23 protein-coding genes are annotated in these 25,432 nt (G+C 67.7%); 11 read left to right on the forward strand and 12 right to left on the reverse strand.

What is annotated here, in order from left to right; all coding sequences use genetic code 11:
- Position 1 precedes the first annotated feature (1 nt).
- Positions 2-769 (reverse strand): GntR family transcriptional regulator, encoded by a 768-nt coding sequence (locus tag C6A82_RS17180; RefSeq protein WP_105349213.1) that lies wholly within the window; start codon positions 767-769, stop codon positions 2-4.
- 124 nt (positions 770-893) lie between these two features.
- On the opposite strand from C6A82_RS17180, the gene C6A82_RS17185 reads away from it, so the two are divergent.
- Genes C6A82_RS17185 through C6A82_RS17200 form a run of 4 tightly spaced genes read left to right on the forward strand, consistent with a single transcriptional unit; the run spans position 894 to position 6,488 of the window.
- Positions 894-2,420 (forward strand): amino acid permease, encoded by a 1,527-nt coding sequence (locus C6A82_RS17185; RefSeq protein WP_199193975.1) that lies wholly within the window; start codon positions 894-896, stop codon positions 2,418-2,420.
- 2 nt (positions 2,421-2,422) lie between these two features.
- The gene (locus C6A82_RS17190; protein ID WP_105349215.1) at positions 2,423-3,862 is read left to right on the forward strand and encodes an FGGY family carbohydrate kinase; all 1,440 of its coding nucleotides are present in this window, start codon (positions 2,423-2,425) and stop codon (positions 3,860-3,862) included.
- A complete protein-coding gene (locus C6A82_RS17195; RefSeq protein ID WP_105349216.1) occupies positions 3,859-5,250 on the forward strand; it encodes an NAD(P)/FAD-dependent oxidoreductase in 1,392 nt (463 codons plus the stop codon). The genes C6A82_RS17190 and C6A82_RS17195 overlap by 4 nt, the downstream gene beginning before the upstream one ends.
- Positions 5,247-6,488 (forward strand): NAD(P)/FAD-dependent oxidoreductase, encoded by a 1,242-nt coding sequence (locus C6A82_RS17200; protein WP_105349217.1) that lies wholly within the window; start codon positions 5,247-5,249, stop codon positions 6,486-6,488. The genes C6A82_RS17195 and C6A82_RS17200 overlap by 4 nt, the downstream gene beginning before the upstream one ends.
- A 77-nt stretch (positions 6,489-6,565) precedes the next feature.
- On the opposite strand, the gene C6A82_RS17205 is transcribed toward C6A82_RS17200, so the two are convergent.
- From C6A82_RS17205 to C6A82_RS17215, 3 genes are read right to left on the reverse strand one after another with little or no spacing between them, the layout of a single operon-like run.
- Positions 6,566-8,002, reverse strand: coding sequence for a VWA domain-containing protein (locus C6A82_RS17205; protein WP_105349218.1), 1,437 nt, complete (start codon positions 8,000-8,002; stop codon positions 6,566-6,568).
- Positions 8,003-8,012: 10 nt separating this feature from the next.
- Positions 8,013-8,888 carry a MoxR family ATPase gene (locus C6A82_RS17210; RefSeq protein WP_105349219.1) on the reverse strand — a complete coding sequence of 292 codons (876 nt, stop codon included), beginning with the start codon at positions 8,886-8,888 and terminating at the stop codon, positions 8,013-8,015.
- Between the two features lie 15 nt (positions 8,889-8,903).
- Complete coding sequence (locus C6A82_RS17215) at positions 8,904-10,151, reverse strand: glutamate-5-semialdehyde dehydrogenase (RefSeq protein WP_105349220.1); 1,248 nt, start codon at positions 10,149-10,151, stop codon at positions 8,904-8,906.
- A gap of 61 nt (positions 10,152-10,212) precedes the next feature.
- Here C6A82_RS17215 and C6A82_RS17220 point away from each other — a divergent pair, with 61 nt between their 5' ends.
- The 4 genes from C6A82_RS17220 (at position 10,213) to C6A82_RS17235 (ending at position 12,914) form a co-directional block, all read left to right on the forward strand.
- Positions 10,213-11,073, forward strand: coding sequence for a ribokinase (locus tag C6A82_RS17220; RefSeq protein ID WP_105349221.1), 861 nt, complete (start codon positions 10,213-10,215; stop codon positions 11,071-11,073).
- 11 nt (positions 11,074-11,084) lie between these two features.
- Positions 11,085-11,909 (forward strand): enoyl-CoA hydratase/isomerase family protein, encoded by an 825-nt coding sequence (locus C6A82_RS17225; protein WP_105349222.1) that lies wholly within the window; start codon positions 11,085-11,087, stop codon positions 11,907-11,909.
- A gap of 67 nt (positions 11,910-11,976) precedes the next feature.
- Complete coding sequence (locus C6A82_RS17230; RefSeq protein WP_105349223.1) at positions 11,977-12,306, forward strand: helix-turn-helix transcriptional regulator; 330 nt, start codon at positions 11,977-11,979, stop codon at positions 12,304-12,306.
- Entirely contained in the window at positions 12,306-12,914 is a 609-nt protein-coding gene (locus tag C6A82_RS17235; RefSeq protein WP_105349247.1) for a cation transporter, read from the forward strand. The genes C6A82_RS17230 and C6A82_RS17235 overlap by 1 nt, the downstream gene beginning before the upstream one ends.
- Before the next feature lie 57 nt (positions 12,915-12,971).
- Here the strand turns inward: C6A82_RS17235 and C6A82_RS17240 are convergent, their stop codons facing one another.
- Entirely contained in the window at positions 12,972-15,026 is a 2,055-nt protein-coding gene (locus C6A82_RS17240) for an NAD(+) synthase (protein WP_105349224.1), read from the reverse strand.
- Between the two features lie 57 nt (positions 15,027-15,083).
- Between C6A82_RS17240 and C6A82_RS17245 the strand changes: the two genes are divergently transcribed.
- The 3 genes from C6A82_RS17245 (at position 15,084) to C6A82_RS17255 (ending at position 17,256) form a co-directional block, all read left to right on the forward strand.
- A complete protein-coding gene (locus C6A82_RS17245) occupies positions 15,084-15,623 on the forward strand; it encodes a cysteine hydrolase family protein (RefSeq protein WP_105349225.1) in 540 nt (179 codons plus the stop codon).
- Positions 15,624-15,796: 173 nt separating this feature from the next.
- Entirely contained in the window at positions 15,797-16,630 is an 834-nt protein-coding gene (locus C6A82_RS17250) for an NAD-dependent protein deacetylase (RefSeq protein ID WP_105349226.1), read from the forward strand.
- 116 nt (positions 16,631-16,746) lie between these two features.
- Positions 16,747-17,256, forward strand: a complete 510-nt coding sequence (locus C6A82_RS17255; RefSeq protein ID WP_105349227.1) for a hypothetical protein — start codon at positions 16,747-16,749, stop codon at positions 17,254-17,256.
- Positions 17,257-17,311: 55 nt separating this feature from the next.
- Here the strand turns inward: C6A82_RS17255 and proB are convergent, their stop codons facing one another.
- From proB to C6A82_RS17290, 7 genes are all read right to left on the reverse strand, one after another.
- Positions 17,312-18,412: a glutamate 5-kinase gene (proB, locus tag C6A82_RS17260; RefSeq protein ID WP_105349228.1), complete on the reverse strand. Its 1,101-nt coding sequence runs from the start codon at positions 18,410-18,412 to the stop codon at positions 17,312-17,314.
- Positions 18,409-19,854, reverse strand: coding sequence for a GTPase ObgE (gene obgE / locus C6A82_RS17265; RefSeq protein WP_105349229.1), 1,446 nt, complete (start codon positions 19,852-19,854; stop codon positions 18,409-18,411). Before obgE ends, proB begins: the two co-directional genes overlap by 4 nt.
- An 85-nt stretch (positions 19,855-19,939) precedes the next feature.
- Positions 19,940-20,206, reverse strand: coding sequence for a 50S ribosomal protein L27 (rpmA, locus tag C6A82_RS17270; RefSeq protein ID WP_105349230.1), 267 nt, complete (start codon positions 20,204-20,206; stop codon positions 19,940-19,942).
- Positions 20,207-20,217: 11 nt separating this feature from the next.
- On the reverse strand, positions 20,218-20,529 hold the full coding sequence (rplU, locus tag C6A82_RS17275; protein WP_105349231.1) for a 50S ribosomal protein L21: 312 nt from the start codon (positions 20,527-20,529) through the stop codon (positions 20,218-20,220).
- A gap of 161 nt (positions 20,530-20,690) precedes the next feature.
- Complete coding sequence (locus C6A82_RS17280) at positions 20,691-23,435, reverse strand: Rne/Rng family ribonuclease (RefSeq protein WP_199193976.1); 2,745 nt, start codon at positions 23,433-23,435, stop codon at positions 20,691-20,693.
- Between the two features lie 296 nt (positions 23,436-23,731).
- Entirely contained in the window at positions 23,732-24,142 is a 411-nt protein-coding gene (gene ndk / locus C6A82_RS17285) for a nucleoside-diphosphate kinase (RefSeq protein WP_105349232.1), read from the reverse strand.
- Positions 24,143-24,246: 104 nt separating this feature from the next.
- A complete protein-coding gene (locus tag C6A82_RS17290; protein ID WP_105349233.1) occupies positions 24,247-25,320 on the reverse strand; it encodes a hypothetical protein in 1,074 nt (357 codons plus the stop codon).
- Between the last annotated feature and the right edge of the window lie 112 nt (positions 25,321-25,432).

Raw genomic sequence — 25,432 nt, forward strand, 5'->3', positions numbered from 1 at the left:
GTCAGACGGCCGAGAGCCGATGCGACCCGAGCAGTTCGGACACCTCGAATGAGGCCCGGTCGGCACGGTAGACGTCGCGCGCGTACTCGACACACCGCCCGGTGCTGTCCTCGGTGCGGCGGGTCAGCAGCGTGCCTGCCGAGCCTGCGCGCACGCCGAGCTGTCCGCTGGAGGCGTCGTCGAGCACGATCGACTCCAGCACGGCTGTCGAGCGCGCGAGGTCGACGCCGTAGCGGCTGCGGAGGATGGCCCACAGCGATCCGTCGTCGGGTTCGTCGAGAATCCCCGGCGTGAGGTCGGCGGGCAGAAACGTCGTCTCCAGCGCGAAGGGAACGTCGTCGACGGTGCGCAGCCGGTGGAACACGTTGACCATCGCGGCCTCGTCGAGGTTGAGCGCCAATCGCACTGCGGGCGTGGGGCTTTGATGTTCGGCCCAGAGCAGGCGGGCGGCCGGCCTGCGCCCCAATCGGGAGACTTCTTCGGAGAAGCTGCCGATGTGGAAGGTCACCCGGGGCTCGGCCACGAAGGTGCCGCGCGGCGGCTTGCGGTAGACCACCCCTTCACTCTCCAGCAGCGATAGCGCTTGGCGTGCGGTCATGCGGCTGACGCTGTGTTGTTCGGCGAGTTCCCGCTCGGACGGCAGCAGGGTGTGCGGTCCGAGCTGCTCGGTCGCGATGCGGTCGCGCACCAGGGCCGCGATCGCGATGTAGCGCGGGGTGGGCGGGGGCCCACCACGGGTCGCCTGTCGGTTCCTGGCGGCGCGGGACATGTCTGCAGAGTAACCGCGGCAGTCAACCACCTGGTCTAGGCCAACTGGTTCGTAAAGGTTTCGTGATCAGCTGCGACTGCGCTTGACGGTGGCCCCCGTCACACCCATACTACGGTTCCACCACATGGTCTATACCACTGGAGGAACGATGACGATTCCCGATCCCTCAGTCGCCGGCGACGCCGCTGACCTCGCGAAGTTCGGCTACAAGCAGTCCATGGAGAGGCGCACCGGGCGATTCGCGTCGTTCGCCGTGGCGTTCGCGTTCGTGTCCATCGCCACCGGCATCTTCACCACCTACGGGGCGGTGCTGAACTCGTCGGGACCCATGGGCATCTGGACCTGGCCGATCGCGACCATCGGCCAGCTGGCCGTCGCCTTCGTCCTCGGCGCGCTCGCGGCGCGGATCCCGGTGACCGGCTATCACTACCAATGGATGTCGCGGCTGGCCAATCCCGTCCTCGGCTGGATCCTCGGCTGGATCTCGTTCACGTTCCTGGCCATTGTCGTGGTCGCGGTCGACTACACGATCGCATCGACGATCTTCCCCGCGCTGATGAATTACGAAGGCACCGCGACAATCGCTTGGCTGGTCACCGGACTCGTCCTGTTGCTGCAGGCACTGCTCGTCGGATTCTCGACACCGTGGGCGGAACGGGTGAACAACACGTTCGTCTCGCTCGAGCTCATCGGCATGGTGACGCTCACGGTGCTGCTGCTCATCGTGGCCGCTGTGCGCGGACAGTCCGACGTCTCGAATCTGTTCAGCTTGGGCGCCGTCCCGGCCGAGGGCTACTGGAGCTTGGGTGACCTGACCACGGCGGGCCCGTGGATGCTCGGCTTCCTGCTCGGCGCCTTCACCATCGTCGGCTTCGAGTCGGCGGCCAACCTCGCCGAGGAGACCAACGATCCCGAACGGGTTGTCCCGCGGGCGATGTGGCAGGCCGTCCTCGCCTCGGGTGTCCTCGGCTTCATCTTCATCGTCGCCGTGACACTGGCTGCCGGCGACCCCGTCGCGCTGGCCGAATCCGGAACTCCGATCGCCGACGTCATCGACAAGACGCTCGGTTCGGCGGTCGCCACCCTCCTGCTGGTGATGGTGGTGCTGGCGATCTTCGCGTGCGGTCTGGTCATCATGATGACCGGTGTCCGACTGACCTGGGCCATGTCGCGTGACGAACGCTTCCCCGGCTGGCAGCAGTGGAGCCAGGTTTCGCCGAGGTTCCACACGCCGTTGAAGGCAACGATCCTGTATGTCGTTCTCGCCGAGCTGATCCTGGCGATCTTCTCGCACTCCGAGACGGCCTTGTTCACCTTGTTCGGGGCCGCGACTCTGCTGCCCGCGGTGATGTACGCGTCGACTGTGGTGCTGTACCTGATCAAGCGCAAATCGCTGCCGGTCAGCGACAAGTTCAACCTCGGCGCCTGGGAGATACCGATTCTGGTGGTCGCCGTGGTGTGGCTGGTGTTCGAGTTGGCGCTCTTCAGGGACTCGAGTTTCAAACAGGCGTGGGCGTACGTCATCGTGATGTTGTTGATCGGCGGTTGCTATCTCGGCTACCTGCTGGTGACCCGCGGCAGGAGCGGGCTGACCATGCCCGGTATGGCCTCGATCGACGCCGAACTGGACGCCGAGGCGGCGAAGGACTGACGATGCAGCACTTCCTGGCGATCGACCAGGGCACTTCGGGAACGAAGGCCATCGTGGTCGACGAGGCCGGGCAGGTCGTGTCCATCGCCGAGGTCGCTGTGCGTCCCGAGTACCTGGCGGGCGGCGGCGTCGAGCAGGATCCCGAGGCGCTGTTCGACTCCGTGGTCGGCGCGGGCCGAGAGGCCCTGGCTCGGGCCGGTGTCCCCGTCGCCGCCGTTGCCGTCGCCAATCAGGGTGAAACCGTGCTGGCGTGGGACCGGCGCACCGGTAGCCCACTCACTCCCGCCGTTGTCTGGCAGGACCGCCGCGCCGAATCCATCTGCGCGCCGCTGTCGGCGTCGGCGAAAACCGTTGCAGCGCGCACCGGGCTGGTGCTCGACCCATATTTCTCCGCGCCGAAGATGGCGTGGATCCGGGCCAACATGACCACCGACGGCGTCGTCACCACGACCGACACCTGGCTCGTGTACCGGCTCTGTGGCGCGTTCGTCACCGACGCATCGACGGCCAGCAGATCGCTGCTGCTGTCGCTGGACTCTCATGCTTGGGATGACGACCTGATCGGGCTGTTCGGGCTGTCGGGCGAGGCACTTCCGGAGATCGTCGCCTGCGACCAGACCGTCGGCAGCACCGACGCCTTTGGGCCGACGATTCCCCTCGCAGGCCTGATCGTCGATCAGCAGGCCGCATTGCTGGCCGAAAGCTGTCTTGCGCCGGGCGATGCCAAGGCCACGTTCGGCACAGGAGCATTTCTGCTTGCGCAACTCGGCGCCAATCCCACACGGTCCACATCCGGCTTGACCACCTCGGTGGCGTGGCTGCTGCGCGACCACACGTCGTATTGCGTCGACGGCCAGGTCTACACGGCGGCCTCCGCGGTGCGCTGGGCGGTGGACCTCGGTCTGGTGCCCGAGGCCGAGCAGATCGATTCCGTCGCAGCCGATTCCAGCGACGGTGTGCTGTGTGTGCCCGCCCTTGCCGGACTGGCGGCGCCGTGGTGGGACTCCGCCGCCGCGGCCTCGTTCTCCGGGATGAGCCTCAGTAGCGGTCGTGGTCAGCTGGTGCGCGCACTGCTCGAAGGGATCGCCGCGCAGGTCGCCGCCCTCGCCCACCTCGTCGCCAGGGATCTGGCGCAGCCGTTGACGCGGCTGCGTGTCGACGGCGGGCTAACCCGGTCCGCGGTGCTGATGCAGGCGCAGGCCGACCTCGCGCGTATCCCCGTCGACATCTACCCGTCGATGCACGCCACCGCGCTCGGCGCCGCCGCCTGCGCGCGGCTCGCCCTCGACTCCGAGCTCGACGTCGCCGACGCAGTCGGCACCTGGACGCCGGACCACACATATGAACCGCAGTGGTCCGACGAGCGCGCCGACGAGTTCATGTCGCAATGGATGCGCGCCGCCGAATCGGTTGTCACGCAACAGCAGACGACGTCGTCATGAGCGCCCCCGTCGACGTCAGCGACGTCATCGTGGTGGGAGCAGGCATCGTCGGCTGCTCGATCGCCCGCGCGTTGGCTGGAACCAACCTCACGGTGACCCTCATCGAGGCACGCGACGACGTCGGAGACGGCACCAGCAAGGCCAATACGGCGTTGCTGCACACCGGCTACGACGCGACCCCGCAGACCCTCGAGTCGCGGCTGGTGGCCCGCGGCTACGAATTGCTGGGCGACTACGCCGAGCAGACCGGCATCCCGGTCGAGCGCACCGGCGCGCTGCTGGTGGCGTGGACAGACGAGGAAGTCGACGCGCTGCCCGGACTCAAGGACAAGGCGGAAAGGAACTTCTACCACCGGTGCGAAATCGTCGGCCCCGATGCGGTTTACCGGCGGGTGCCGGATCTCGGCCCGGGGGTGCTGGGTGGGCTGACCGTCCCCGGCGAATCGATCATCTGCACCTGGACCACGAACCTCGCACTGGCCACCGACGCCGTGGCGCGCGGCGCGCGGTTGATGCGCGGCACTCGTGTCACCGGCGCCGTCGTGGGGGACGGACACACCACGCTGCAGACCACCCGCGGCGACGTACACGGTCGCTGGGTCGTCAACGCGGCGGGTCTCGGCGCCGACCGTCTCGACGCGGAGTTCGGCCACGATCGCTTCACCGTCACGCCCCGACGTGGCGAGCTGCTGGTGTTCGACAAGCTCACCCGGCCGATGGTGCCGGTCATCGTGCTGGCCGTGCCGTCCTCGCGCGGCAAGGGGGTGCTCGTGAGCCCGACCATCTACGGCAACGTGATGGTCGGCCCCACGTCGGAGAATCTCCATGACCGCAGCGCCACAGGTACTTCGGAGGACGGCTTCGACTTCCTGGTTTCCAAGGGCCGCGCGCTGATGCCGTCGCTGTTCGACGAGGAGATCACCGCCACCTACGCGGGTCTGCGGGCGGCCACCGAGCACGACGACTACCTCATCGACGTCGTCGCGCAGGCTCGCTATCTGCTGGTCGGCGGCATCCGCTCCACCGGGCTGACGTCCGGGATGGCGATCGGTGAATACGTCTCGGGCCTCCTCGCCGATGCCGGCCTCGACGTCACCGAGCGAACCGATCTGCCCCCGCCGCCGCAGATGCCCAACCTCGGCGAGGCTTTCATGCGGCCGTTCCAGGACGCCGAGGCCATCGCGGCCGATCCCGAATACGGCCGCATCGTCTGCTTCTGCGAGCGGGTCACCGCAGGCGAGATCCGCGATGCATTCGAATCCTCCATTCCACCAGTAGATCTCGACGGCCTGCGACGCCGCACCCGCGTGATGAACGGCCGCTGCCAGGGCTTCTACTGCGGCGCGCACACCAGGTTTTTGCTCGACGCGAACGGCGCGGCGCGATGACCGAGCAGCGGGTGGCTGTCGCGATCATCGGAGGCGGACCGTCGGGCCTGACCGCCGCCGCCGCGCTCGCCGGCCGGGTCGACGGCGAGGTGCTCGTCGTCGAGCGCGAGGCGCAGACCGGCGGAATCCCCTGCCACAGCGACCATCCCGGTTACGGCATGCGCGACCTCAAGCGCTTCATCTCGGGTCCGGCCTACGCCAAGCGGCTCACGGCGATGGCACAGGACGCAGGCGCGACGCTGGAGACCGAGGCGATGGTCACCGGCTGGGCAGGCGAGCGGCAGCTGCAGGTCACCTCGCCGCGCGGCCTGCGCACCATCACCGCGGACGCGGTGGTGCTGGCGACCGGTGCGCGGGAACGGCCGAGGCCCGCGCGGCTGGTTCCGGGCGACCGGCCTGACGGCGTGTACACGACCGGACAGCTGCAGAACCTCGTGCATGTCCACCATGCGAAGGTCGGCAGCCGCGCGTTGATCGTCGGCGCCGAGCTCGTCAGCTGGTCGGCGGTGCTGAGCCTGCGCAAAGCCGGTTGTGCGACAGTCGGAATGGTCAGCGGCTATCCCCGCTCGGAGGCGTATGCCGTGTTCCGGCTCCCCGGCCGCGCATTGACCCGCGGGCCCGTCTACACGCGCAGCCGGATCGTCGGCATCGAGGGCAGGGGTCGGGTTCGTGCCGCGGTCGTCGAGAACCTCGAAACCGGATGGAGAATGCGCGTCGACTGCGACACGGTGGTGTTCACCGGCGACTGGATCCCCGACCACGAACTGGCCCGCACCGGCGGCCTCGCGATGGACCCCGCGACGCGCGGGCCGCTTGTCGACGCAGGACTGCGCACCAGCAGCCCCGGCGTCTTCGCGGTCGGCAACCTGCTGCACCCCGTCGACACCGCCGACGGCGCGGCACTCGACGGTCGACACGTGGCGGCGGCGGTGACCGGCTGGGTGGAGCGTCGCGAGGAGCCCCAGAAGGCCGTTCGCATCCGCACCGACGTACCCTTCAGATGGGTTGCGCCGCAGCTGGTCTCACCCGACGGCGGGGTCGCAGCCCGAGGCGATCTGCTCTTCTGGGTCGACGAGTACCGCAGGCTGCCGAGGCTGCGTGCCGTTCAGGACGGCAGGACGCTCGCTACGAGGCGCACGCTGTGGCCTGCCGCGCCAGGGCGGGTGTACCGGGCGCCGTGGTCGCTGGTCGCCGGCGCGGACCCGGCGGGCGGCGACGTCACCATCTCCTTCGCCTAGCCGAAGAACCGCGAAATTGCATTCCAGCAGCCCTGCACTCGCACTTCCGCTGCTGGAATGCAATTTCGCGGGAGAAACTAGACCGGCAACAGGGCGTCGATGACGCTTGCCAGCTGTTTGGCCGACCGGCACTCGTGCATGGCGATGACTTCCTCGTAGCGGGGCACCGCGGAATCGCCGCTGCCCCACAGGTGCTTGGGCTCGGGGTTGAGCCAGTGCGCATGCCTGCTCGAGTCGACCATGTGCGTAAGCAGGTCGGTCTCAGGATTGCGGTAATTGTTTCGGCCGTCGCCAAGGACGAGCAGCGAACTCCTGGGCGACAGCACATGTGGGTACTTGTCCAGGAACGAGACGAACGCATGCCCGTAGTCGGAGTGGCCGTCGCGGGTGTAGACACCGGCTTCCCGGGTGATGCGCTGGACGGCGACGGCGAGGTCCGCGTCGGGTCCGAACAGCTCGGTGACCTCGTCGGTGGTGTCGATGAACGCGAACACGCGGACACGCGAGAACTGTTGCCGCAATGCGTGCACCAGGAGCAGCGTGAAGTGGCTGAAGCCCGCGACCGAACCGGACACGTCGCACAGCACCACCAGCTCCGGGCGCGCCGGATGCGGCTTCTTCAAGACCACGTCGATCGGCACGCCGCCGGTCGACATGGACTTGCGCAGGGTCTTGCGCAGATCGATCTCGCCCGCGCGCGACCGACGCCTGCGCGCGGCAAGCCGGGTGGCGAGTGTGCGGGCCAGTGGCGCCACCACGCGCCGCATCTGACGCAGCTGCTCGCCGGAGGCGCGGAGGAACTCGACGTTCTCCGCCAATTGCGGGACGCCGTACATCTGCACGTGGTCACGGCCCAACTGCTCGGCCGTGCGCCGCTTGGTCTCACCCTCCACCATTTTGCGAAGCTGCGCGATACGCTGGGCTGCAATGGATTTCGCGATCTGCTCCTGCGTCGGCGTCGGTTCGTCACCGTAGGGGGCGAGCAGCCCGGCCAACAGCCTGCCCTCGAGGTCGTCGAGGTTCATCGCCTTGAGCGCCTGATACGACGAGTATGACGGGCCACGGCTGGAGTTGTAGCGGCCGTAGGCCTCGACGATCTGAGCGATCATCGCGGCCAGCCGCTCGTCCATGTTGGCCAGCTCTTCGTTGTCGCTGAGCATGTCGAGCAGCATCTGCCGCATCGCCTCGACATCCTCCGTCGGCAGCCCGTCGGCATCCGACTCGTCGTCGTCGAGCGCGGTGCGTGCGCCGAGGGCGGCGGGGAAGTACAGGTCGAACATCGCGTCGTAGGTGTCGCGGTGATCCGGTCGACGCAGCACCGCGCACGCGATGCCTTCGCGCAGCGCCTCACGGTCTCCGAGCCCGAGCACACTCATCACCCGGCCCGCGTCGACCGTCTCCGACGGTCCCACCGCAATCCCCTGCCCGCGCAGGGCTTCGACGAACTCCACCAGGTGGCCCGGGATGCCGTGCGGGGCAAGCGGCTGCGGTGGTCGGGTGCGACGGACGGCCATGGGTGATCTCCTAGTTGAGGCGGAGCTCGCCGCTTGCCTTGGTCTGGTCGGACTGGTGCTTGAGCACCACGCCAAGGGTGGCGGCGATCAGCTCGTCGTCGATGGTGTCCATGCCCAGCGCAAGGATCGTGCGTCCCCAGTCGATGGTCTCGGCTACCGACGGCACCTTCTTGAGCTGCATGCCGCGCAGCACCCCGATGATGCGCACCAATTCCTCGGCGAGGTGTCCTGGCAGCTCGGGTACGCGCGACAGCAGGATACGACGTTCGAGGTCCGGGTCGGGGAAGTCGATGTGCAGGAACAGGCAGCGACGTTTGAGCGCCTCGGACAGCTCGCGCGTGGCGTTCGATGTCAGCAGTACGAACGGTGCCCGCTCGGCCTTGATCGTGCCGAGTTCGGGCACGGTGACCGCGAAGTCGGACAGTACCTCGAGCAGCAGGCCCTCGATCTCGATGTCGGCTTTATCCGTCTCATCGATCAGCAGGACGGTGGGCTCGGTGCGGCGGATCGCGGTCAGCAGCGGCCGCGTCAGCAGGAACTCCTCGGAGAACACGTCGGTCTTCGTCTGATCCCAGTCACCGTGGCCCGCCTGAATTCGCAGGATCTGTTTGGCGTGGTTCCACTCGTAGAGCGCGCGGGCCTCGTCGACGCCCTCGTAGCATTGCAGGCGCACCAACTCCGAACCCGTGCATTGCGCGACCGCGCGCGCCAACTCCGTCTTGCCTACGCCCGCAGGCCCCTCGACCAGCAACGGCTTGCCGAGCCGGTCGGCGAGGAAAACCGCAGTCGCCGTTGCGGTGTCGGGCAGGTATCCGGTCTCGGCGAGCTTCTTCGCGACATCGTCGATGTCGGCGAAAAGCGGCGCCGGGCGTGCGGGGACGCTCACGTGTCAACTCCTAAATCAGGCAGGGCGGGTCTGGCCGTTTCCCCACACAATCCACTTGGTCGAGGTCAATTCGGGTAAGCCCATGGGTCCCCGGGCATGCAGTTTCTGGGTGGAGATGCCGATCTCGGCGCCGAAGCCGAACTGCTCGCCGTCGGTGAACGCCGTCGATGCGTTCACCATCACCGCTGCGGCGTCGACGCGCTCGGTGAACCGCTGCGCGGCAGCCAGATCCGTCGCCACGATCGCCTCGGTGTGTCCACTGCCGTAGGTGTTGATGTGGTCGATCGCGGCATCGATACCGTCGACCACCGCCAGCGAGATGTCCATGGAGAGGAACTCTGCGCGCAGCTCCTCCTCGGACGGATCGGCGTGCACCGTCACGCCCGCGTCCTGCAGGGCTTTGGTCAGCCGCGGCACCGCGCGATCGGCGATGGCGCTGTCCACCAGCACCGATTCGGCCGCGTTGCATACGCTGGGCCGTCGTGTCTTTGCGTTGAGGAGAATGCGCTCGGCCGCGTCGAGGTCGGCCGTCTCATGCACGTACACATGGCAATTGCCGACGCCGGTCTCGATGGTGGGCACCTGAGCGTCGCGAACCACCGCGTCGATCAGTCCCGCTCCCCCGCGCGGGATCACCAGATCGACGAGACCGCGGGCCTGGATCAGGTGGGTGACGCTGGCCCGGTCCTCGCTCGGCAGCAGTTGCACCGCGTCGGGATTGAGGTTCTCGATCTGCAGCGCATCGCGAAGCGCGGTGACGAGCGCCTGATTCGACCGCGCCGCCGACGAGCTGCCGCGCAGTAACGCCGCGCTGCCTGCCTTCAGCGTCAGCCCGAATGCGTCGACCGTGACGTTCGGCCTGCCCTCGTAGACCATTCCGATCACTCCGATGGGGACCCGCTGCTGACGCAGCTGCAGGCCGTTGGGCAGTGTCTGCCCGCGCAACACCTCGCCGATCGGGTCGGGCAGCCCCGCGACCTGACGAAGTCCGGCGGCGATGCCGTCGATCCGCTGGAGGTTGAGTGCGAGGCGGTCCAGCATCGCGTCCCGTGTGCCCGCGGCCTTGGCGACGGCCAAATCTTCTTTGTTCGCTTCGAGCACGGTGGAGGCTTCGCGCAGTACGTTGTCCGCCGCGGCGTGCAGAGCCGAGTTCTTGGCAGCGGTGCTCAACGTCGCCAACTCGCGGGCGGCCACCCTTGCCCGTCGCGCCGCGTCGTGCACCTGCTGGCGCAAGCCCGGCGTAGACGGCGCTTGCAAACTCATCGCCCCAGCGTATCGGAGCGCAGTCCTGCGCTCGCCGCGGCGCTGGATTAACTTGGCGACTATGGCGGCGCGGGTATGCGTGGTGGGCAGCGTCAACATGGACCATGTCTTCACCGTCGCGACGCTGCCGCACCCCGGCGAGACGGTCATGGCGTCCTCGGTTCGCCTGCTGCCCGGCGGCAAGGGCGGCAATCAGGCGATCGCGGCAGCCCGCGCAGGCGCGGGCGTGCAACTGGTCGCTGCCCTCGGCGACGACCCGACGGGCGACCAACTGCACGCCCATCTCTCGACCAACGGCGTCGGCCTGGACGGCGTGAGCAGGGTTCCCGGTCCGAGCGGGTCGGCGATAATCGCGGTCGACTCTTCGGGAGAGAACACCATCGTCGTCGCCCCGGGGGCCAATGCGCGCCTGACGGTCCAGTCCAGCAAGGCTCGCGCCGTCATCTCCGCGGGCGATGTGCTGCTGTTGCAACTGGAGATTCCGGTCACCACCGCGGTTGACGCGGCGCGGCTGGCGCGGGACTCGGGTGCGGTCGTGATCGTCAACGCGTCACCCTCTGGCGCGGCGCCGCATGACCTGCTCAGCCTCGCCCAGCTTGCCGACGTCGTGGTCGTCAACGAAGCGGAGGCCCGTGAATGGCATTGGCCGGTAAAGCATCTGGTGATCACTCGCGGCAGGCGCGGCGCGAGCTACCTCGGCCAGGACGAGCGGTTCGACGTGCCCGCGCCTGCGGTGAAGGCAGTCGACACGACGGGAGCGGGCGACGTGTTCGCCGGCGTGCTGGCGGCCGAATGGCCCTCGGGCCACGAACAGGCGGTGCGGCGCGCCTGCGCCGCCGGAGCGCTGGCGACGACGGTGCCCGGCGCAGGCGACTGCGCGCCGTTTGCCGAGGCGATTGACGGGGCGGTCGCCAGCAGGTAGGCGTAAAGCCCATGTCGACACCTGAAACCGGCCCCCGCCCACCCGACGGCGATTGGCTGGGCACGCGTTTCCTGCGCTTCCGCCGCGAGGGTGCGTTCGCCGTCTGCACACTGGACCGGCCCGAGGCGCGCAACGCGATGACCCCGGCCATGTACTTCGGCATCAAATATGCCGTCGGGCACGTCGAGGCCGCTCCCGACCTGGCGGGCCTGCTGATCACCGGCAGCGGCGACGTCTTCGCCCCGGGCGGCGACCTGGGCGGAGCCGGTGACGACAACTGGTTGACGTTCGGCGCCGCGCTCGGCATGGATGTCACGCCGTTCGAGAAGTTGCGCCAGTCGACGAAACCTGTGGTGTCCGCGGTCAACGGGCTATGCCAGGGCGGCGGTCTGCAGATCGCACTCTGCAGCGACATGGCCGTGGTCAGCGACCGGGCCACCTTCCGGGTGCCCGAGCTCTTCCGCGGCATCGCCGACACCTACTACAGCCAGATGCTGGCGCGCCTGATTGGACCGGTCCGCACCCGCGACCTGATGTTCACGGGCCGCACGCTGACCGCCGCCGAGGCCGAGGACTGGGGCATGGTGTCGCGGGTGGTGCCGCACGAGGAGTTGATGGAGGCGGCCCGCGACGTACTCGCCCAGTGCTGCCGGACCGCGCCCGCCGCCAGGAGGGTGGTGAAATCCAGCCTGGACAACTACATGGGGTTGTTCGACCGCATCGGGATGCAGGCGAGCTACAGCGGCGAGGAGGCGATCGAGGGCTTCCGGTCGTTCAAGGAACGGCGCTCGCCGAACTGGGTACACCCCGAGCTACGGGTAGACGGCCGCATCTAGCCCACGCCCAGCGGGGGGTGGAAGTTCAGGGTTCTCTGAATTCAGACAGTGATGTACTGTTCTGGGTATGCAGACGGTCACCCACAGCGACGCCTTGTCCCGCTTCGGATGCGCGATATCGGACCCGACCCGCGCCGGAATCCTGTTGATGCTGCGCGACGCACCCGGCTACCCCTCCGAGTTGGCCGACAAGATCGGCGTGAGCAGGCAGATCCTGTCCAACCATCTGGCGTGTCTGCGCGGCTGCGGACTCGTGGTCGCCGAACCCGAAGGCCGTCGAAGCCGGTACCGGCTGGCCGATGAGCGCATCGGGCATGCGCTCGGCGATCTGATCGGCCTGGTGCTCACCGTCGACCCGGCGTGCTGCCCCGCGGCCGAAGCCGCCGCCTGCTGCTGATGAACGCGCCTGTCCGGCCTCGGGGCGACGTGCTGGCCCGCAGGATCCGACTTCTGGTCGCGGCGACCATCGCCTACAACATCGTCGAGGCGGTCATCGCCCTGGCCGAGGGCAGCCGGGTGTCGTCGTCGGCGCTGGTCGGTTTCGGTCTCGATTCGGTGATCGAGGTGTCGTCGGCGGCGGCAGTGGCATGGCAGTTCTCTGCAAAGGATCCCGAAACGCGGGAGAAGACCGCGCTGCGGTTCATCGCGTTTTCGTTCTTCGCGCTCGCCGCCTACGTCGCGGTCGACGCGGTGCTGTCGCTGACGGGCCACGGCGAACCGCAACCGTCCGCGATCGGCATCGCCCTCGCGACGGCGAGCCTCATCGTCATGCCGGTGTTGTCGTTGGCTCAGCGGCGGGCCGGCCGAGAATTGGGATCCGTTTCGGCGGTGGCGGATTCGAAGCAGACGCTGCTGTGCACATACTTGTCGGCGGCACTGCTGGCCGGGCTCCTGCTCAATGCCGTGGCCGGTTGGTCCTGGGCCGATCCGGTCGCCGCCTTGGTGATCGCGGCGATCGCGGTCCGGGAGGGCCGCAATGCCTGGCGGGGAGACCCGTGCTGCTAGAGCGAGCAGTGCTGGTGACCATCGAAATGCAGGTTCGCACCGTCGAGGAGATGCGCGCTAGTCCTCGGGAACCTCGCGCTCGATCTCGTCGAGCCACGTCTTGGCCGACATGTCCGACGGCGCCCGCCAATCGCCGCGCGGCGACAGCGACCCGCCGTGGGAAACCTTGGGCCCATTGGGCACCGCCGAGCGCTTGAACTGTGCGAACGAGTAATACCGCTGCACGAACACCTGCAGCCAGTGCCGAATCTCTTTGAGCGAGAACGTGGGTCGCTTGTCCTCGGGGTATCCCATCGGCCAGTCGCCGCGGTCCGGATCGCTCCACGCGTGCCAGGCCAGAAACGCCACCTTCGACGGGCGGAAGCCGAAGCGCAGCATCTGGAACAGCGAGAAGTCCTGCAGGACATAGGGGCCGATCTTGGCTTCGCTGCTCTGGATCTCCTCGTCCTCACCCTGCGGCACCAGCTCGGGGCTGATCTCGGTGTCCAGCACCGAGGTCAATACCTCGTTCACCCGGTCGTCGAACTGTTTCGACGAGACAACCCAGCGAATCAAGTGCTGGATCAACGTCTTCGGCACCCCGCCGTTGACGTTGTAGTGCGACATCTGGTCGCCGACTCCGTACGTCGACCAACCGAGCGCGAGCTCGGAGAGATCGCCGGTGCCCAGCACGATGCCGCCGCGCTGGTTGGCGATCCGGAAGAGGTAGTCGGTGCGCAGCCCGGCCTGCACGTTCTCGAAGGTGACGTCGTAGACCTTCTCGCCGCGGCCGAACGGATGGCCCATTTCGCCCAGCATCAGCTCCGCGGTCGCCTTGATGTCGATCTCCTCGAACGTCACCCCCAGCGCCTCGGCGAGCCGGATCGCGTTGCTCTTCGTGCGATCGCCGGTGGCGAAGCCGGGAAGCGTGAACGCGAGAATATCGCTGCGCGGCCGCTGTTCCCGGTCCATCGCGCGCGCCGCGACGATCAGTGCATGCGTGGAATCCAGGCCGCCCGAGACACCGATCACCACCTTGGGGTACTCGAGGGCGCGCAGCCGCTGCTCCAACCCCGCCACCTGAATGTTGTAGGCCTCGTAGCAGTCCTGTTCCAGCCGTGTGGGATCCGACGGGACGAACGGAAAACGCTCCACTTCGCGGAGCAACCCGATGTCACCCGAAGGCGGATCGAGCTCGAACTCGATGCGCCGGAACGAATTAGCGTCGATGTCATGATGCGCGCGGTTGTCGTCGAACGTGCCCATCCGGATCCGCTCGGAGCGCAGCAGCTCGAGATCGACGTCGGCGATCGAACGCCGCGGGCCCTTCGGGAACCGCTCCGACATGGCCAGCTGCACACCGTTCTCGTAGATCATCGTCTGGCCGTCCCAAGCGAGGTCGGTCGTCGACTCCCCTTCGCCCGCAGCGGCGTACACGTATGCCGCCAGGCAGCGCGACGACGCCGAGCGGACGAGCAGACAGCGGTCCTCTGCGCGCCCGATCGTGATCGGGCTGCCGGAAAGGTTGGCGAGCACGGTCGCGCCCGCGAGCGCCGCGGTCGCGCTCGGCGGTATGGGCACGAACATGTCCTCGCAGATCTCGACGTGAAGGACTAAGCCGGGCAGACCGGTGGCGGCGAACAACAGGTCAGGGCCGAACGGCACCTCGGCGACGGCGGTTCCCCTGCCCATCCGGATGACGCCGCGGATGTCGTCGCCCGCGGCCATCTGACGGCGCTCGTAGAACTCCCGGTAGGTCGGCAGATACGACTTCGGCACCACTCCGAGCACCTGCCCGCGGTGGATGACGACCGCCGTGTTGTAGATGCGGTGCTGATGACGCATCGGCGCGCCGATGACGAGCACGGGCAGCAGATCGGCTGATGCCGCGACGACGTCGAGCAGCGCGTGTTCCACGGCGTCGAGCAGCGCATCCTGCAGCAGGATGTCCTCGATGGAATAGCCCGACAGCGTCAACTCGGGGAAGACCGCCAGGCCGACACCGTCCTCATGACACTGCCGCGCCAACTCCAGGACGGACTCGGCGTTGGTCTCTGGCTCCCCGATCGCGGTGTGGATCGTGCATGCCGCGACGCGGACAAAGCCCTGGCCATAGGCGGAGTAGAAGTCCATCACCTTCTATTGTCGCCCGTGAAGTGTCATAAACCTGTCACGGGGTACCAACGATTCGTGACTGACACCGCAGTACTGGTCATCGACATGCTCAACAGCTATCGGCATGAAGATGCCGAAAAGCTGACGACGAGCGTCGAGCACATCGTCGAGCCCCTGGCCGGCCTTGTCGCCGAGGCGAGGAAACGTGAGGATGTCGACCTCATCTACGTCAACGACAACTACGGCGACTTCGCTGCCAACCAGGACGACCTGGTTCGTCAAGCGCTCGAGGGCGATCGGCCCGACCTCGTCGAGCCGATCGTGCCCGACCCAGGTGTGCGGTTCCTGCAGAAGGTGCGCCACAGTGCGTTCTACGCGACGTCGCTGGCGTACCTGTTGAATCAGCTCGACACCAAACGCGTGATCCTCACCGGACAGGTCACCGAGCAGTGCATCCTCTACACCGCGCTGGACGCCTACGTGCGCCACTTCGAAGTGGTCGTCCCCCCCGACGCCGTGGCACACATCGAGGCTGACCTCGGCAAAGCCGCCCTGCGCATGATGGAGGAGAACATGCGTGCCGAGGTCGTGTCGGCGGAGAAGTGCCTACGCTGAATTCCAGCGGATTGCGATGACCACGGCGGTTTGAACCGTGTGCTTGAGGGTAGGCGGCGCTCGTGGCGCTGGGCGAACGCGATGCTCAAGGAGCTTTCGCCGCAGGCCCTGGCCAACTGAGCCGACTGCCGGCCGAAACGCGACCACGGGCCTGATCGCCTACCCTCGATGGCGTGGAAGCCCCCGAACTCGTCGCCTTGCTGCAGCGACGTCGGGTAGCGGTGCTGACCGGCGCGGGGATGTCCACCGATTCGGGTATCCCCGACTATCGCGGACCGGACTCGCCGCCGAGCAATCCGATGACGATCCGTCAGTTCACCTCCGACCGGGTGTTCCGGCAGCGGTACTGGGCCCGTAACCACGTGGGCTGGCGGCACATGGACGACACGCTTCCGAACGCCGGTCACCGCGCACTGGCCGCTCTCGAGCACGCCGGTGTGGTGTCGGGTCTCATCACGCAGAACGTCGACCTGCTGCACACGAAGGCTGGCAGCCGCAATGTCGTCAACCTGCACGGCACCTACGCAGAGGTGATCTGCCTCGACTGCGGCCACACCATGACCCGCGCCGCGCTCGCCGAACTGCTCGAAGCGGCGAACCCCGGGTTCGTCGAACGCGCCGAGGCGGTCGGAGGAATCGCTGTCGCTCCCGATGCCGACGCCGTCGTCGGCGACACATCGTCGTTCACGATCGTCGACTGTGCCAACTGCGGCGGCATGCTCAAGCCCAACATCGTGTACTTCGGCGAGAGCGTGCCGAAAGATCGCGTGGCGCAGGCGTATTCTATCGTCGAGGAGGCCGACGCGCTCCTGGTCGCCGGTTCGTCGCTCACCGTCTTCTCGGGTTTCCGCTTCGTCCGGCATGCGGTGGCGCGCGGTATCCCGGTCGCGATCGTCAACCGGGGCCGTACCCGCGGAGACGACCTCGCCGCCGTGAAGATCGATGCGGGCTGCTCTCCCATGCTGGCACTGCTCGCAGGCGAGCTGCCGATAGCGATGAGCGCATGAACACACCGAATCCCTTTGCGCTGCTGAACCGGGTGCGCCCCATCGTGCCCAGCGCAGGAGCATTGGTCGCTGAGCATCGGTGATGCGTCGCCGATGTCGTCAATGCGCCGGACCCGGTGCGTCGGGTCACCCGGCTGCTCAACCACTTCGGGGGTGTCGCGTTCAGCGCTGAGTCCGTCGAGTTCGACGGCGACGACGTGGATTGGTCCGACGTCACCGAGATCCGCACCCGCAACCTTGTCGGCTACCTGCTTTCCGATGCGATCGACAAACAGGTGGGCAAGCTTCCGCTGCCGTGGTTTCCCGGACGCGGGCTGCTTATCGACGCGGTCGGCACCGCCGTGTTGACCGCGCTTGTCGCGGTGGCCAGAGAGCAGCTGCAGGATGGCCCGATGGACCTTCGCATACCCGCCGAGGTGCATTACCGCGCTGTGCTGCGCGGCAAGGAGTTATCGCCGGGCGTGCTGGCCGCTCTGGTGTTGACCGATCCGGCGGTTCGCCGATGCCTTCAGGAGACGGCCCGCACCCATGGTGTCGACGTGCGGCCGTCAGACGACGACCCTGTCGATGCGGCGGCGCAAAGGGCGGATCGCATCAAGTCCGCGATCGCCAAGCTCACCTCTTAGTGATTTCGGCGCGCTGATCGACGCTCAGCGCACGTGAGCGCGCCGAAATCGCGAGCTAGACCGCGACGAGATCGTCGGCGTGCACTGCGGGCCTGCGCAGTTCGGCGGGCAGATCCGAGGTCGACCGGCCGAGCATCGTCGCGAGTTCACCCGCGTCGTAGGCCACCACACCGCGGGCCACCATCGTCTCGTCGGGTGCGCGCAGATCGACGACGTCGCCGCCGTGAAAACGCCCCGCCACCGCCGTGATGCCCGCGGGCAGCAGCGACCGGCGCTGCTTCACCACCGCACGCACCGCACCCTCGTCGAGGGTCAGCGCGCCCGCCGACTCCGCGGCGTAGCGCACCCAGAAGCGGCGCGCCGACATGCGTTCGGACCTCGGCGCGAACACCGTGCCGACCGACGCGTCGACCAGTGCCGTGGTGGCGGTATCGGCGGCGGCAAGTAGCACAGGGACACCGGCATCGGAAGCCAGCAGCGCGGCCGACAGCTTCGACGCCATGCCGCCGGTGCCGAGGTGGCTGCCGCGGCCCGCGACCACACTGGTCAGGTCATCGGGACTGGCGACCTCGGAGATGAACCGCGCCTTGCCTTTTCGCGGATCCGAGTCGTAGAGGCCGTCGACATCCGACAGCAACACCAGCGCGTTGGCGCCGACCAGGTGTGCGACCAGCGCGGAGAGCCGGTCGTTGTCGCCGAAGCGGATCTCGTTGGTGGCGACGGTGTCGTTCTCGTTGACGATCGCGACCGCGTGAAGTGCGCGCAACCGGTCCAGCGTGCGCTGGGCATTGGTGTGCTGCACCCGCATCGAAATGTCGTGCGCGGTCAGCAGCACCTGACCGACGGTGCGGTTGTATCGGGCGAACGCCGTGCTCCACGAGTTGATCAGCGCCACCTGCCCGACGCTGGCCGCGGCCTGTTTGGTGGCCAGGTCCGCAGGCCGCTTGCTCAGCCGCAGCGGTTCGATGCCCGCGGCGATGGCACCCGACGAGACGATCACCACGTCGGAACCGGCTTCCATCCGCGCCTCGATGGCGTCGGCCAGGATGGCCAGCCGTCCGGCGTCGAACACACCGGACGGGGTGGTCAGCGCTGTCGTGCCGATTTTCACCACGATGCTGCGCGCCGTCCGGATGGTGTCTCGGTGGCTGCTCACGACTCACCGTCGGGGCGACGACGCTGCTTGCGCGCGGCCTTGCGCTCGGCCGCCCCGACCCGGTCGGTTTGTTCCAGCCGGGTGTCGGTGCCGCGCCCCGACATCGGGATGTCAACGCCCGCAGGTGTCTGCGGCTCCCAGTCGAACGTCATGTCACCGATGGTGACGGCGCAACCGGGTCGGGCGCCGAGCTTCAACAGCTCGTCCTCGACGCCGAGGCGATTCAGGCGATCGCCGAGATAGCCGACGGCTTCGTCATTGGTGAAGTCGGTTTGCGCAACCCAGCGTTCGGGCCGGACGCCATGCACGAGGAAGCCGCCCTCCCCGTCGGATTCGACGGTGAAACCGCTCTCGTCGACCGGTATCGGGCGAATCACGGGCCGGCGCGGCACCACTTCGGGCTGCGCGGCGCGGTACTGCGAGACCAGATCCCACAGCGCAAACGTCAACTGACGCAGCCCTTCCCGGCTGACGGTTGACACCTCGAAAACCGGCCAGCCGTAACGCCGCACGACCTCGTCGCGGACGAAGTCGGCCAGCTCGCGGGCGTCGGGCACGTCGATCTTGTTGAGCACCACCGCGCGCGGGCGCTCCGCCAGGTCAACCAGCGCCGTATCACCCTGCAGCGTGGGCGTGTAGGCGGCGAGCTCGGCCTCGAGCGCGTCGATGTCGGAGATGGGGTCGCGACCGGGTTCGAGGGTTGCGCAGTCGACCACATGCACGAGCACCGCGCACCGCTCGATGTGCCGCAGGAAGTCCAGTCCGAGTCCGCGGCCCTCGGACGCGCCGGGAATCAGTCCGGGCACGTCGGCCACCGTGAACGTCTGCTCGCCGGCCGAGACGACGCCGAGGTTGGGCGCAAGGGTGGTGAACGGGTAGTCGGCGATCTTGGGCTTGGCCGCCGAGATCGCCGACACCAGCGACGACTTGCCCGCCGACGGGAAGCCGATCAGGCCGACGTCGGCGACGGTCTTGAGCTCGAGGGTGAGATCGCGGGCCTGGCCCTTCTCGCCGAGCAGGGCGAAACCGGGTGCCTTGCGGGCCCGCGAGGCCAGTGCGGCGTTGCCGAGGCCTCCCCGACCGCCCGCGGCGGCCTCGAAGCGGGTCCCGGCGCCGATCAGGTCGGCGAGCAGCCTGCCCTTCTCGTCGAGAACAATGGTGCCGTCGGGAACCTTGACCTCGAGGTCGGCGCCCGCGGCGCCGTCGCGGTTGCTGCCCGCGCCCTGCTTGCCTGACTGTGCGGCCACATGCGGGTGGAAGTGAAAGTCGAGGAGAGTATGCACCTGCGGGTCCACGACGAGCACGATGCTGCCGCCGCGTCCGCCGTTGCCGCCGTCGGGGCCGCCGAGGGGTTTGAACTTCTCGCGATGAACCGAGGCGCAGCCATTGCCACCGTTTCCCGCCCGCGCATGGATGACGACGCGGTCGACGAACCGGGGCATCGGTTATTCCTCCTCTCGCCGAAACGAACATCTGGGCGCAATAGTGCGAGAAGCCCGCACCCAAACGTAGATCTCGACGCGAGTGCTAGGCCTCCGAGGCCGACGGCTCCACGATGCTGACCGTCTTGCGGCCGCGCTTGACGCCGAACGTCACTGCGCCGGCAGCCTTGGCGAACAGCGTGTCGTCGCCGCCGCGGCCGACGTTGACGCCGGGGTGGAAGTGGGTGCCGCGCTGGCGGACGATGATCTCGCCGGCCTTGACGACCTGGCCGCCGAACCGTTTGACGCCGAGCCGCTGTGCGTTTGAGTCGCGACCGTTACGTGAGCTGGAAGCGCCTTTTTTGTGTGCCATCTGATCGCTCCCTACTTGATTCCGGTGACCTTGAGGACCGTCAGCGGCTGACGGTGACCTTGCCGCTTGTGGTAGCCGGTCTTGTTCTTGAACTTGTGGATGCGGATCTTGGGGCCCTTGGTGTGCTCTAGCACCTCGAAGGTGACGGCGACCTTCTCCAGCTCCTTGGCGGCACTGGTGACCTTCGAGCCGTCGACGACGAGGGCGACGGGCAGCGACACACTGGCGCCGGGCTCGCCCTCGAGCTTCTCGACCTTGACCACGTCACCGACGGCGACCTTGTACTGCTTGCCGCCGGTCTTGACGATTGCGTACGTCGCCATCGTTCCTCTGCTTCTCTGGGCACGCGCTACCCGTGGGTGCGCGAGCGGGTCTGGGTGCGGAGCCACGGTGGGCCCGCTGTCCTCGGCATCAGCCGAAAGACAACTGGTCAAGGGTACGTGAGGGTCATCGCCAGGGTCAAATCACCGCAGGTCACGCCGGGTCAGTCGTCGTGGATCGGCGGACCTGCCGGTCGGGCGGCCGACCGACGGCGCGGGCGCCTGCCGCCGATGGTTCCGGCTGGAGCCGCGCCGCGATCGTCGTCGTCGTCGTCCGAATCGTCGTCGTCGTCCGAGTCATCGTCGTCGTCGTCGTCCGAATCGTCGTCGTCGTCCGAGTCATCGTCGTCCGCGTCGTCGGAGTCCTCGGAGTCGATCACCTCGATGTCGTCGTCGAGCTCGTCTTCCTCGTCGTCGGCGACCAGGTCGATCTCGTCATCCGAATCATCGTCGTCATCCGAGTCGTCGTCGGAATCGTCATCGTCGGAGTCTTCCGAGTCGTCGTAATCCTCGTCGAGATCGTCGTCTTCGAGTTCGGCATCGGCGGTATCGACAACGGCCTGCTTGATGGTGTCGGTATCGGCCTCGGCGACTTCCTCGGCCGCTTTCTTGGATTCGTCCTTGACCTCGTCGTCACCGGCCTCGTCGTCATCGTGCTTGCCGTTGGCGGCCTGCATCGCCTTGAACATCGGATGTTCGCTGGTGTGCGAGGGCACCTTCGCGACGGCGACCTCCTCGGCACGCCCGCCCTTCTTGCCGCGTTTCCCGCGTCGTCCGGACTCGGACTTGCGCCCTGTGGCGGACGCCGAATCGACGGGATCGGCGTGCAGCATAATGCCTCGGCCCGCGCAGTGCGGGCACAGCGTGGAGAACGCCTCGATCAGACCGGTGCCAAGGCGCTTGCGCGTCAGCTGAACCAATCCCAGCGAGGTCACCTCCGACACCTGGTGTCGGGTGCGGTCACGGGCGAGCGCCTCGGTCAGCCTGCGCAGCACCAGATCCCGGTTGGACTCGAGCACCATGTCGATGAAGTCGATGACGACGATGCCGCCGATGTCGCGCAGGCGCAGTTGGCGCACGATCTCCTCGGCGGCCTCGAGGTTGTTGCGGGTGACCGTTTGCTCCAGGTTGCCGCCCGAGCCGGTGAACTTGCCGGTGTTGACGTCGACGACGGTCATGGCCTCGGTGCGGTCGATCACCAGCGTGCCGCCCGACGGCAACCAGACCTTGCGGTCCATCGCCTTGGCCAGCTGCTCGTCGATGCGGTGCACCGCGAACACATCAGGACCGTCCGAGCTGGCAGGCTGGTACTTCGTCAGTCGCGGAACAAGATCCGGCGCAACGGCATTGACGTAGTCATTGATCGTGCTCCAAGCCTCGTCACCGGACACGATCAGGCCGGAGAAGTCCTCGTTGAACAAGTCACGGATGACCTTGACGAGGACATCGGGCTCTTCGTAGAGCGCGACAGCGGCACCTGCCGCCTTGCCCTTGGTCTCGGTAGCCCTCTTCTCGGTCTGGGACCAACGTTCTTGCAGCCTGGTGACATCGGAACGGATGTCGTCTTCCTTGACGCCTTCGGACGCCGTGCGGATGATCACTCCGGCGTCCGACGGAACCACCTCGCGGAGAATCTCTTTGAGTCGCTGCCGTTCGGTGTCGGGAAGCTTGCGGCTGATGCCGGTGGACGATGCGCCGGGCACGTACACCAGATAGCGGCCGGCGAGCGAAACCTGGGTGGTCAGCCGCGCGCCCTTGTGCCCGACCGGATCCTTGCTGACCTGAACGACGACGTAGTCACCCGGCTTCAGCGCCTGCTCGATCTTACGGTTCGTGCCGCCGAGACCCGCTGCCTCCCAATTGACTTCACCCGCGTAGAGCACACCGTTGCGGCCGCGGCCGATGTCGACGAACGCCGCCTCCATCGAGGGCAGCACGTTCTGCACGATGCCGAGGTAGATGTTGCCCACCAGCGACGCCGACGCGGCGGACGTCACGAAGTGTTCGACGACAACGCCGTCCTCCAGCACCGCGATCTGGGTGTACCGGGCGCCTTCATGCGGCGGTTCGCTGCGGACCTTGTCTCGCACGACCATCACGCGCTCGACGGCCTCCCGGCGTGCCAGGAATTCAGCCTCGCTCAGGATCGGCGGCCTGCGCCGCCCCGCATCGCGGCCGTCACGGCGACGCTGACGCTTGGCCTCGAGCCTGGTGGAACCCGAGATGCCCTGGATCTCGCCGCTGTCCTTGTCTTTGTCTTTCTCTTTGTCGCCACGCCCAGCGCGTTCGTGGACGACCGTGTTCGGCGGATCGTCGGGTGAGGGATCGTTCTCGCCTCCGCCGCCGGACTTGCGGCGGCGGCGACGACGGCGGCGACGTGTCCCGGCGTCATCGCCACCGGAGTCGTCGTCACCGCTGTCGTCGTCATCATCGCCGGAGTCGTCGGCCTGCCCGTTGGACTGTCCGTCGCCGGAGTCGTCGTCGGAATCGTCGCCACTCTGCTCGCCGCGACCCCGGCCCCTGCCGCGACGGCCGCGACGGCGACGCCTGCTCGGCCGCTCGGACTGGTCGTCGTCGGAGTCGGGACCCTCATCGCCGTCGCCGTCGCCGTCGCCGTCGTCGTCATCGACCTCGTCGTCGTCGCCGGAGTCCGGTTCGAACTCGACGGGTTGCGGCGCCACAAACAGCGGCATGTACTCGGCGCGCTCAACAGTGGTCTCCACCGTGGTCGTCTCGATGATTGTCCGAGAGTCGGGTTCTGCGCCGTCCACGTCGTCGGCCGGTTGGTCCTCGAGCGCCGGCTCGGCGGATCCGTCCGAATCTCCCACGACGACGGTCAGCCCGTCAGGCTGCGCCTCGGGCTCCTGAGTCTCTTCCGAAATGTCTTCAGTAGATGCATCGTCGGCCACGTATTCTCCTCAAGCCCCCGGGCGCGTCCTTGCGACGCGGCCACGCGAGGGCTTCCGCTGTTGGCCCGGGCTGTTCACTCCCGAGCTTGTTATGGTCTCGCTCCGAGCGGTTCACTTCGGAACCCTCCCGGTGCCTGGCTGAATGATGGCTGGGACGGTCGGCGCCACACCACGGGTGAGCGGTGGTCGCGCTCGTCAAAGTCTTCATTCGGGTGTCCGGCCCTGGTGTACAGCCGTCTACCCGGAGCCAGTATCCCATACCACTGGCCGTCACCGGACCAGGCTGGAGGACTCAGCTATCTTCCGGGGAACCAGAGTTGGATTTCACGGGCGGCCGATTCCGGCGAGTCTGACCCGTGCACGAGGTTTTCCTGGGTGACAAGTGCCAGGTCACCGCGGATTGAGCCGGTGAAAGCCTTTTCCACCGGGTCGGTGCCGCCGGCGAGTTGGCGAAACGCTGCGATGGCCCTCGGGCCCTCCACGATCGCCGCCACGACGGGCCCCGAGGTGATGAATTCCAACAGCGAGTCGAAGAACGGTTTGCCGTCGTGCTCGGCGTAGTGCTTGCGGGCCAGTTCGTCGCCGACGGCGCGCATCTCCAGGGCCGCGATCGACAGGCCCTTGCTCTCGATCCGGCCGATTACCTCGCCGATCAGGCGCCGCTGGACGCCGTCGGGCTTGATCAATACCAGGGTCCGCTCAGTCACGGCCGACAGCGTACCTGCGGAACCTTTCCGCTCCGCGGCACCGCGGTTCGCCGGCGGCGCCGCGGAACGGGCTCAGCTCCGGTCAACGGGATGCCGACCGGTCTCTAGCAGGTGACTCCCTGGATGCAGTTGGTGTTGGGGTCGGCAGGCAGAGGCTCCAGCGGTGGCGGGGGCTTTTCCATGACCGGTGGCGGAGGCGCCGGCTTCTCCTCGGGAGGAGGCGGAGGCGCCGGCTTCTCCTCCGGCGGAGGTGGCGGTGGCGCTTGCTTCTCCTCCGGCGGAGGTGGCGGTGGCGCTTGCTTCTCCTCCGGTGGCGGTGCTTTCTTCTCCTCCTCCGGCGGCGGAGCTTGCTTCTCCTCCGGCGGCGGAGCCTTCTTCTCCTCCGGCGGCGGCACCTTCTTCTCCTCCGGCGGCGGCACCTTCTTCTCCTCAGGCACCGGGACCGGCTTCGGGGCCGGTGGAGGAGCGACCGGAGCCTGCCGAGGAGCTGGATTGTTCGGCGCAAGGCGAGGCGCCTGCTGCACGGGAGCCTGCTGACGAGGTGCCTGCTGCACAGGAACCCGTTGGGCGGGAGCCTGCTGACGTGGCGCGGGCTGCTGAACGATCACCGGCGCACTCGGCGGCGCAGGCGCGGGGGCCGCGGGCGCAGGCGCCTCCTGCACCGGCGCGACGGGAATCTCCACCTGCTGCTGGGGAACCCCACCTTCGGTGTTAGCCGGCGAGGTCCCGATCCCGCTGTTCATCTGCCACGTGGCGATCAGTGCGGCGACCGCCAGCAACGCCGCCCCTGCCGCGCCACCGAACATCACGCCAGGCTTCCGGTACCAGGGCAGCGGCGCTTCGGTCTGAGCGGCGGGTGGCTGGGTGTAGTACTGCGGCTGCTGTAGTGGTGGCGGCTGTTGGTAGTACTGCGGCTGCTGGCCGTAGTACGGCTCCAGCGGCGGCTGACCGTACGATGCGTATTCGTGTCCGTACGACGCGGCAGGCTGCTCGTCGGACCACGCCGTCGGCTCCGGCGGAGGCGGTGCCGACGGCGTTACCACCGTCGGCGGGGATATCTGCTGCGTCCTGTCCCCCAACCGCTGTGTCCGGTCGCCGAGCTGCTGTGTGCGATCACCCGTCTGCTGTCCGCGGTCACCCATCCGCTGCGTGCGGTTCACGTCTCGTGGATTGTTCATGGTTTTCTCCAATTCCTACTGCGCCGGCTGCGCCGGTGCCTTTTGTCTCCTGTGCAACCAGGCGGGTTCGGATGGCACAGCAGGTCTTCGGGTGTGGGATTCTTCGGGTCGC

The organism is Mycobacterium sp. ITM-2016-00318, assembly GCF_002968285.2.
GTDB lineage: Bacteria > Actinomycetota > Actinomycetes > Mycobacteriales > Mycobacteriaceae > Mycobacterium.

Excerpts from the sequence above, each read along its gene's own strand:
- C6A82_RS17185 (WP_199193975.1), top strand. The coding sequence starts at position 894 with ATGGTCTATACCACTGGAGGAACGATGACGATTCCCGATCCCTCAGTC.
- obgE (WP_105349229.1), bottom strand. The coding sequence starts at position 19,854 with ATGCCCCGGTTCGTCGACCGCGTCGTCATCCATGCGCGGGCGGGAAAC.
- C6A82_RS17220 (WP_105349221.1), top strand. The coding sequence starts at position 10,213 with ATGGCGGCGCGGGTATGCGTGGTGGGCAGCGTCAACATGGACCATGTC.
- C6A82_RS17195 (WP_105349216.1), top strand. The coding sequence starts at position 3,859 with ATGAGCGCCCCCGTCGACGTCAGCGACGTCATCGTGGTGGGAGCAGGC.
- C6A82_RS17240 (WP_105349224.1), bottom strand. The coding sequence starts at position 15,026 with ATGGACTTCTACTCCGCCTATGGCCAGGGCTTTGTCCGCGTCGCGGCA.
- rplU (WP_105349231.1), bottom strand. The coding sequence starts at position 20,529 with ATGGCGACGTACGCAATCGTCAAGACCGGCGGCAAGCAGTACAAGGTC.
- C6A82_RS17190 (WP_105349215.1), top strand. The coding sequence starts at position 2,423 with ATGCAGCACTTCCTGGCGATCGACCAGGGCACTTCGGGAACGAAGGCC.
- C6A82_RS17290 (WP_105349233.1), bottom strand. The coding sequence starts at position 25,320 with ATGAACAATCCACGAGACGTGAACCGCACGCAGCGGATGGGTGACCGC.
- C6A82_RS17200 (WP_105349217.1), top strand. The coding sequence starts at position 5,247 with ATGACCGAGCAGCGGGTGGCTGTCGCGATCATCGGAGGCGGACCGTCG.
- C6A82_RS17230 (WP_105349223.1), top strand. The coding sequence starts at position 11,977 with ATGCAGACGGTCACCCACAGCGACGCCTTGTCCCGCTTCGGATGCGCG.
- C6A82_RS17180 (WP_105349213.1), bottom strand. The coding sequence starts at position 769 with ATGTCCCGCGCCGCCAGGAACCGACAGGCGACCCGTGGTGGGCCCCCG.
- C6A82_RS17235 (WP_105349247.1), top strand. The coding sequence starts at position 12,306 with ATGAACGCGCCTGTCCGGCCTCGGGGCGACGTGCTGGCCCGCAGGATC.
- rpmA (WP_105349230.1), bottom strand. The coding sequence starts at position 20,206 with ATGGCACACAAAAAAGGCGCTTCCAGCTCACGTAACGGTCGCGACTCA.
- C6A82_RS17205 (WP_105349218.1), bottom strand. The coding sequence starts at position 8,002 with ATGGCCGTCCGTCGCACCCGACCACCGCAGCCGCTTGCCCCGCACGGC.
- C6A82_RS17215 (WP_105349220.1), bottom strand. The coding sequence starts at position 10,151 with ATGAGTTTGCAAGCGCCGTCTACGCCGGGCTTGCGCCAGCAGGTGCAC.
- C6A82_RS17225 (WP_105349222.1), top strand. The coding sequence starts at position 11,085 with ATGTCGACACCTGAAACCGGCCCCCGCCCACCCGACGGCGATTGGCTG.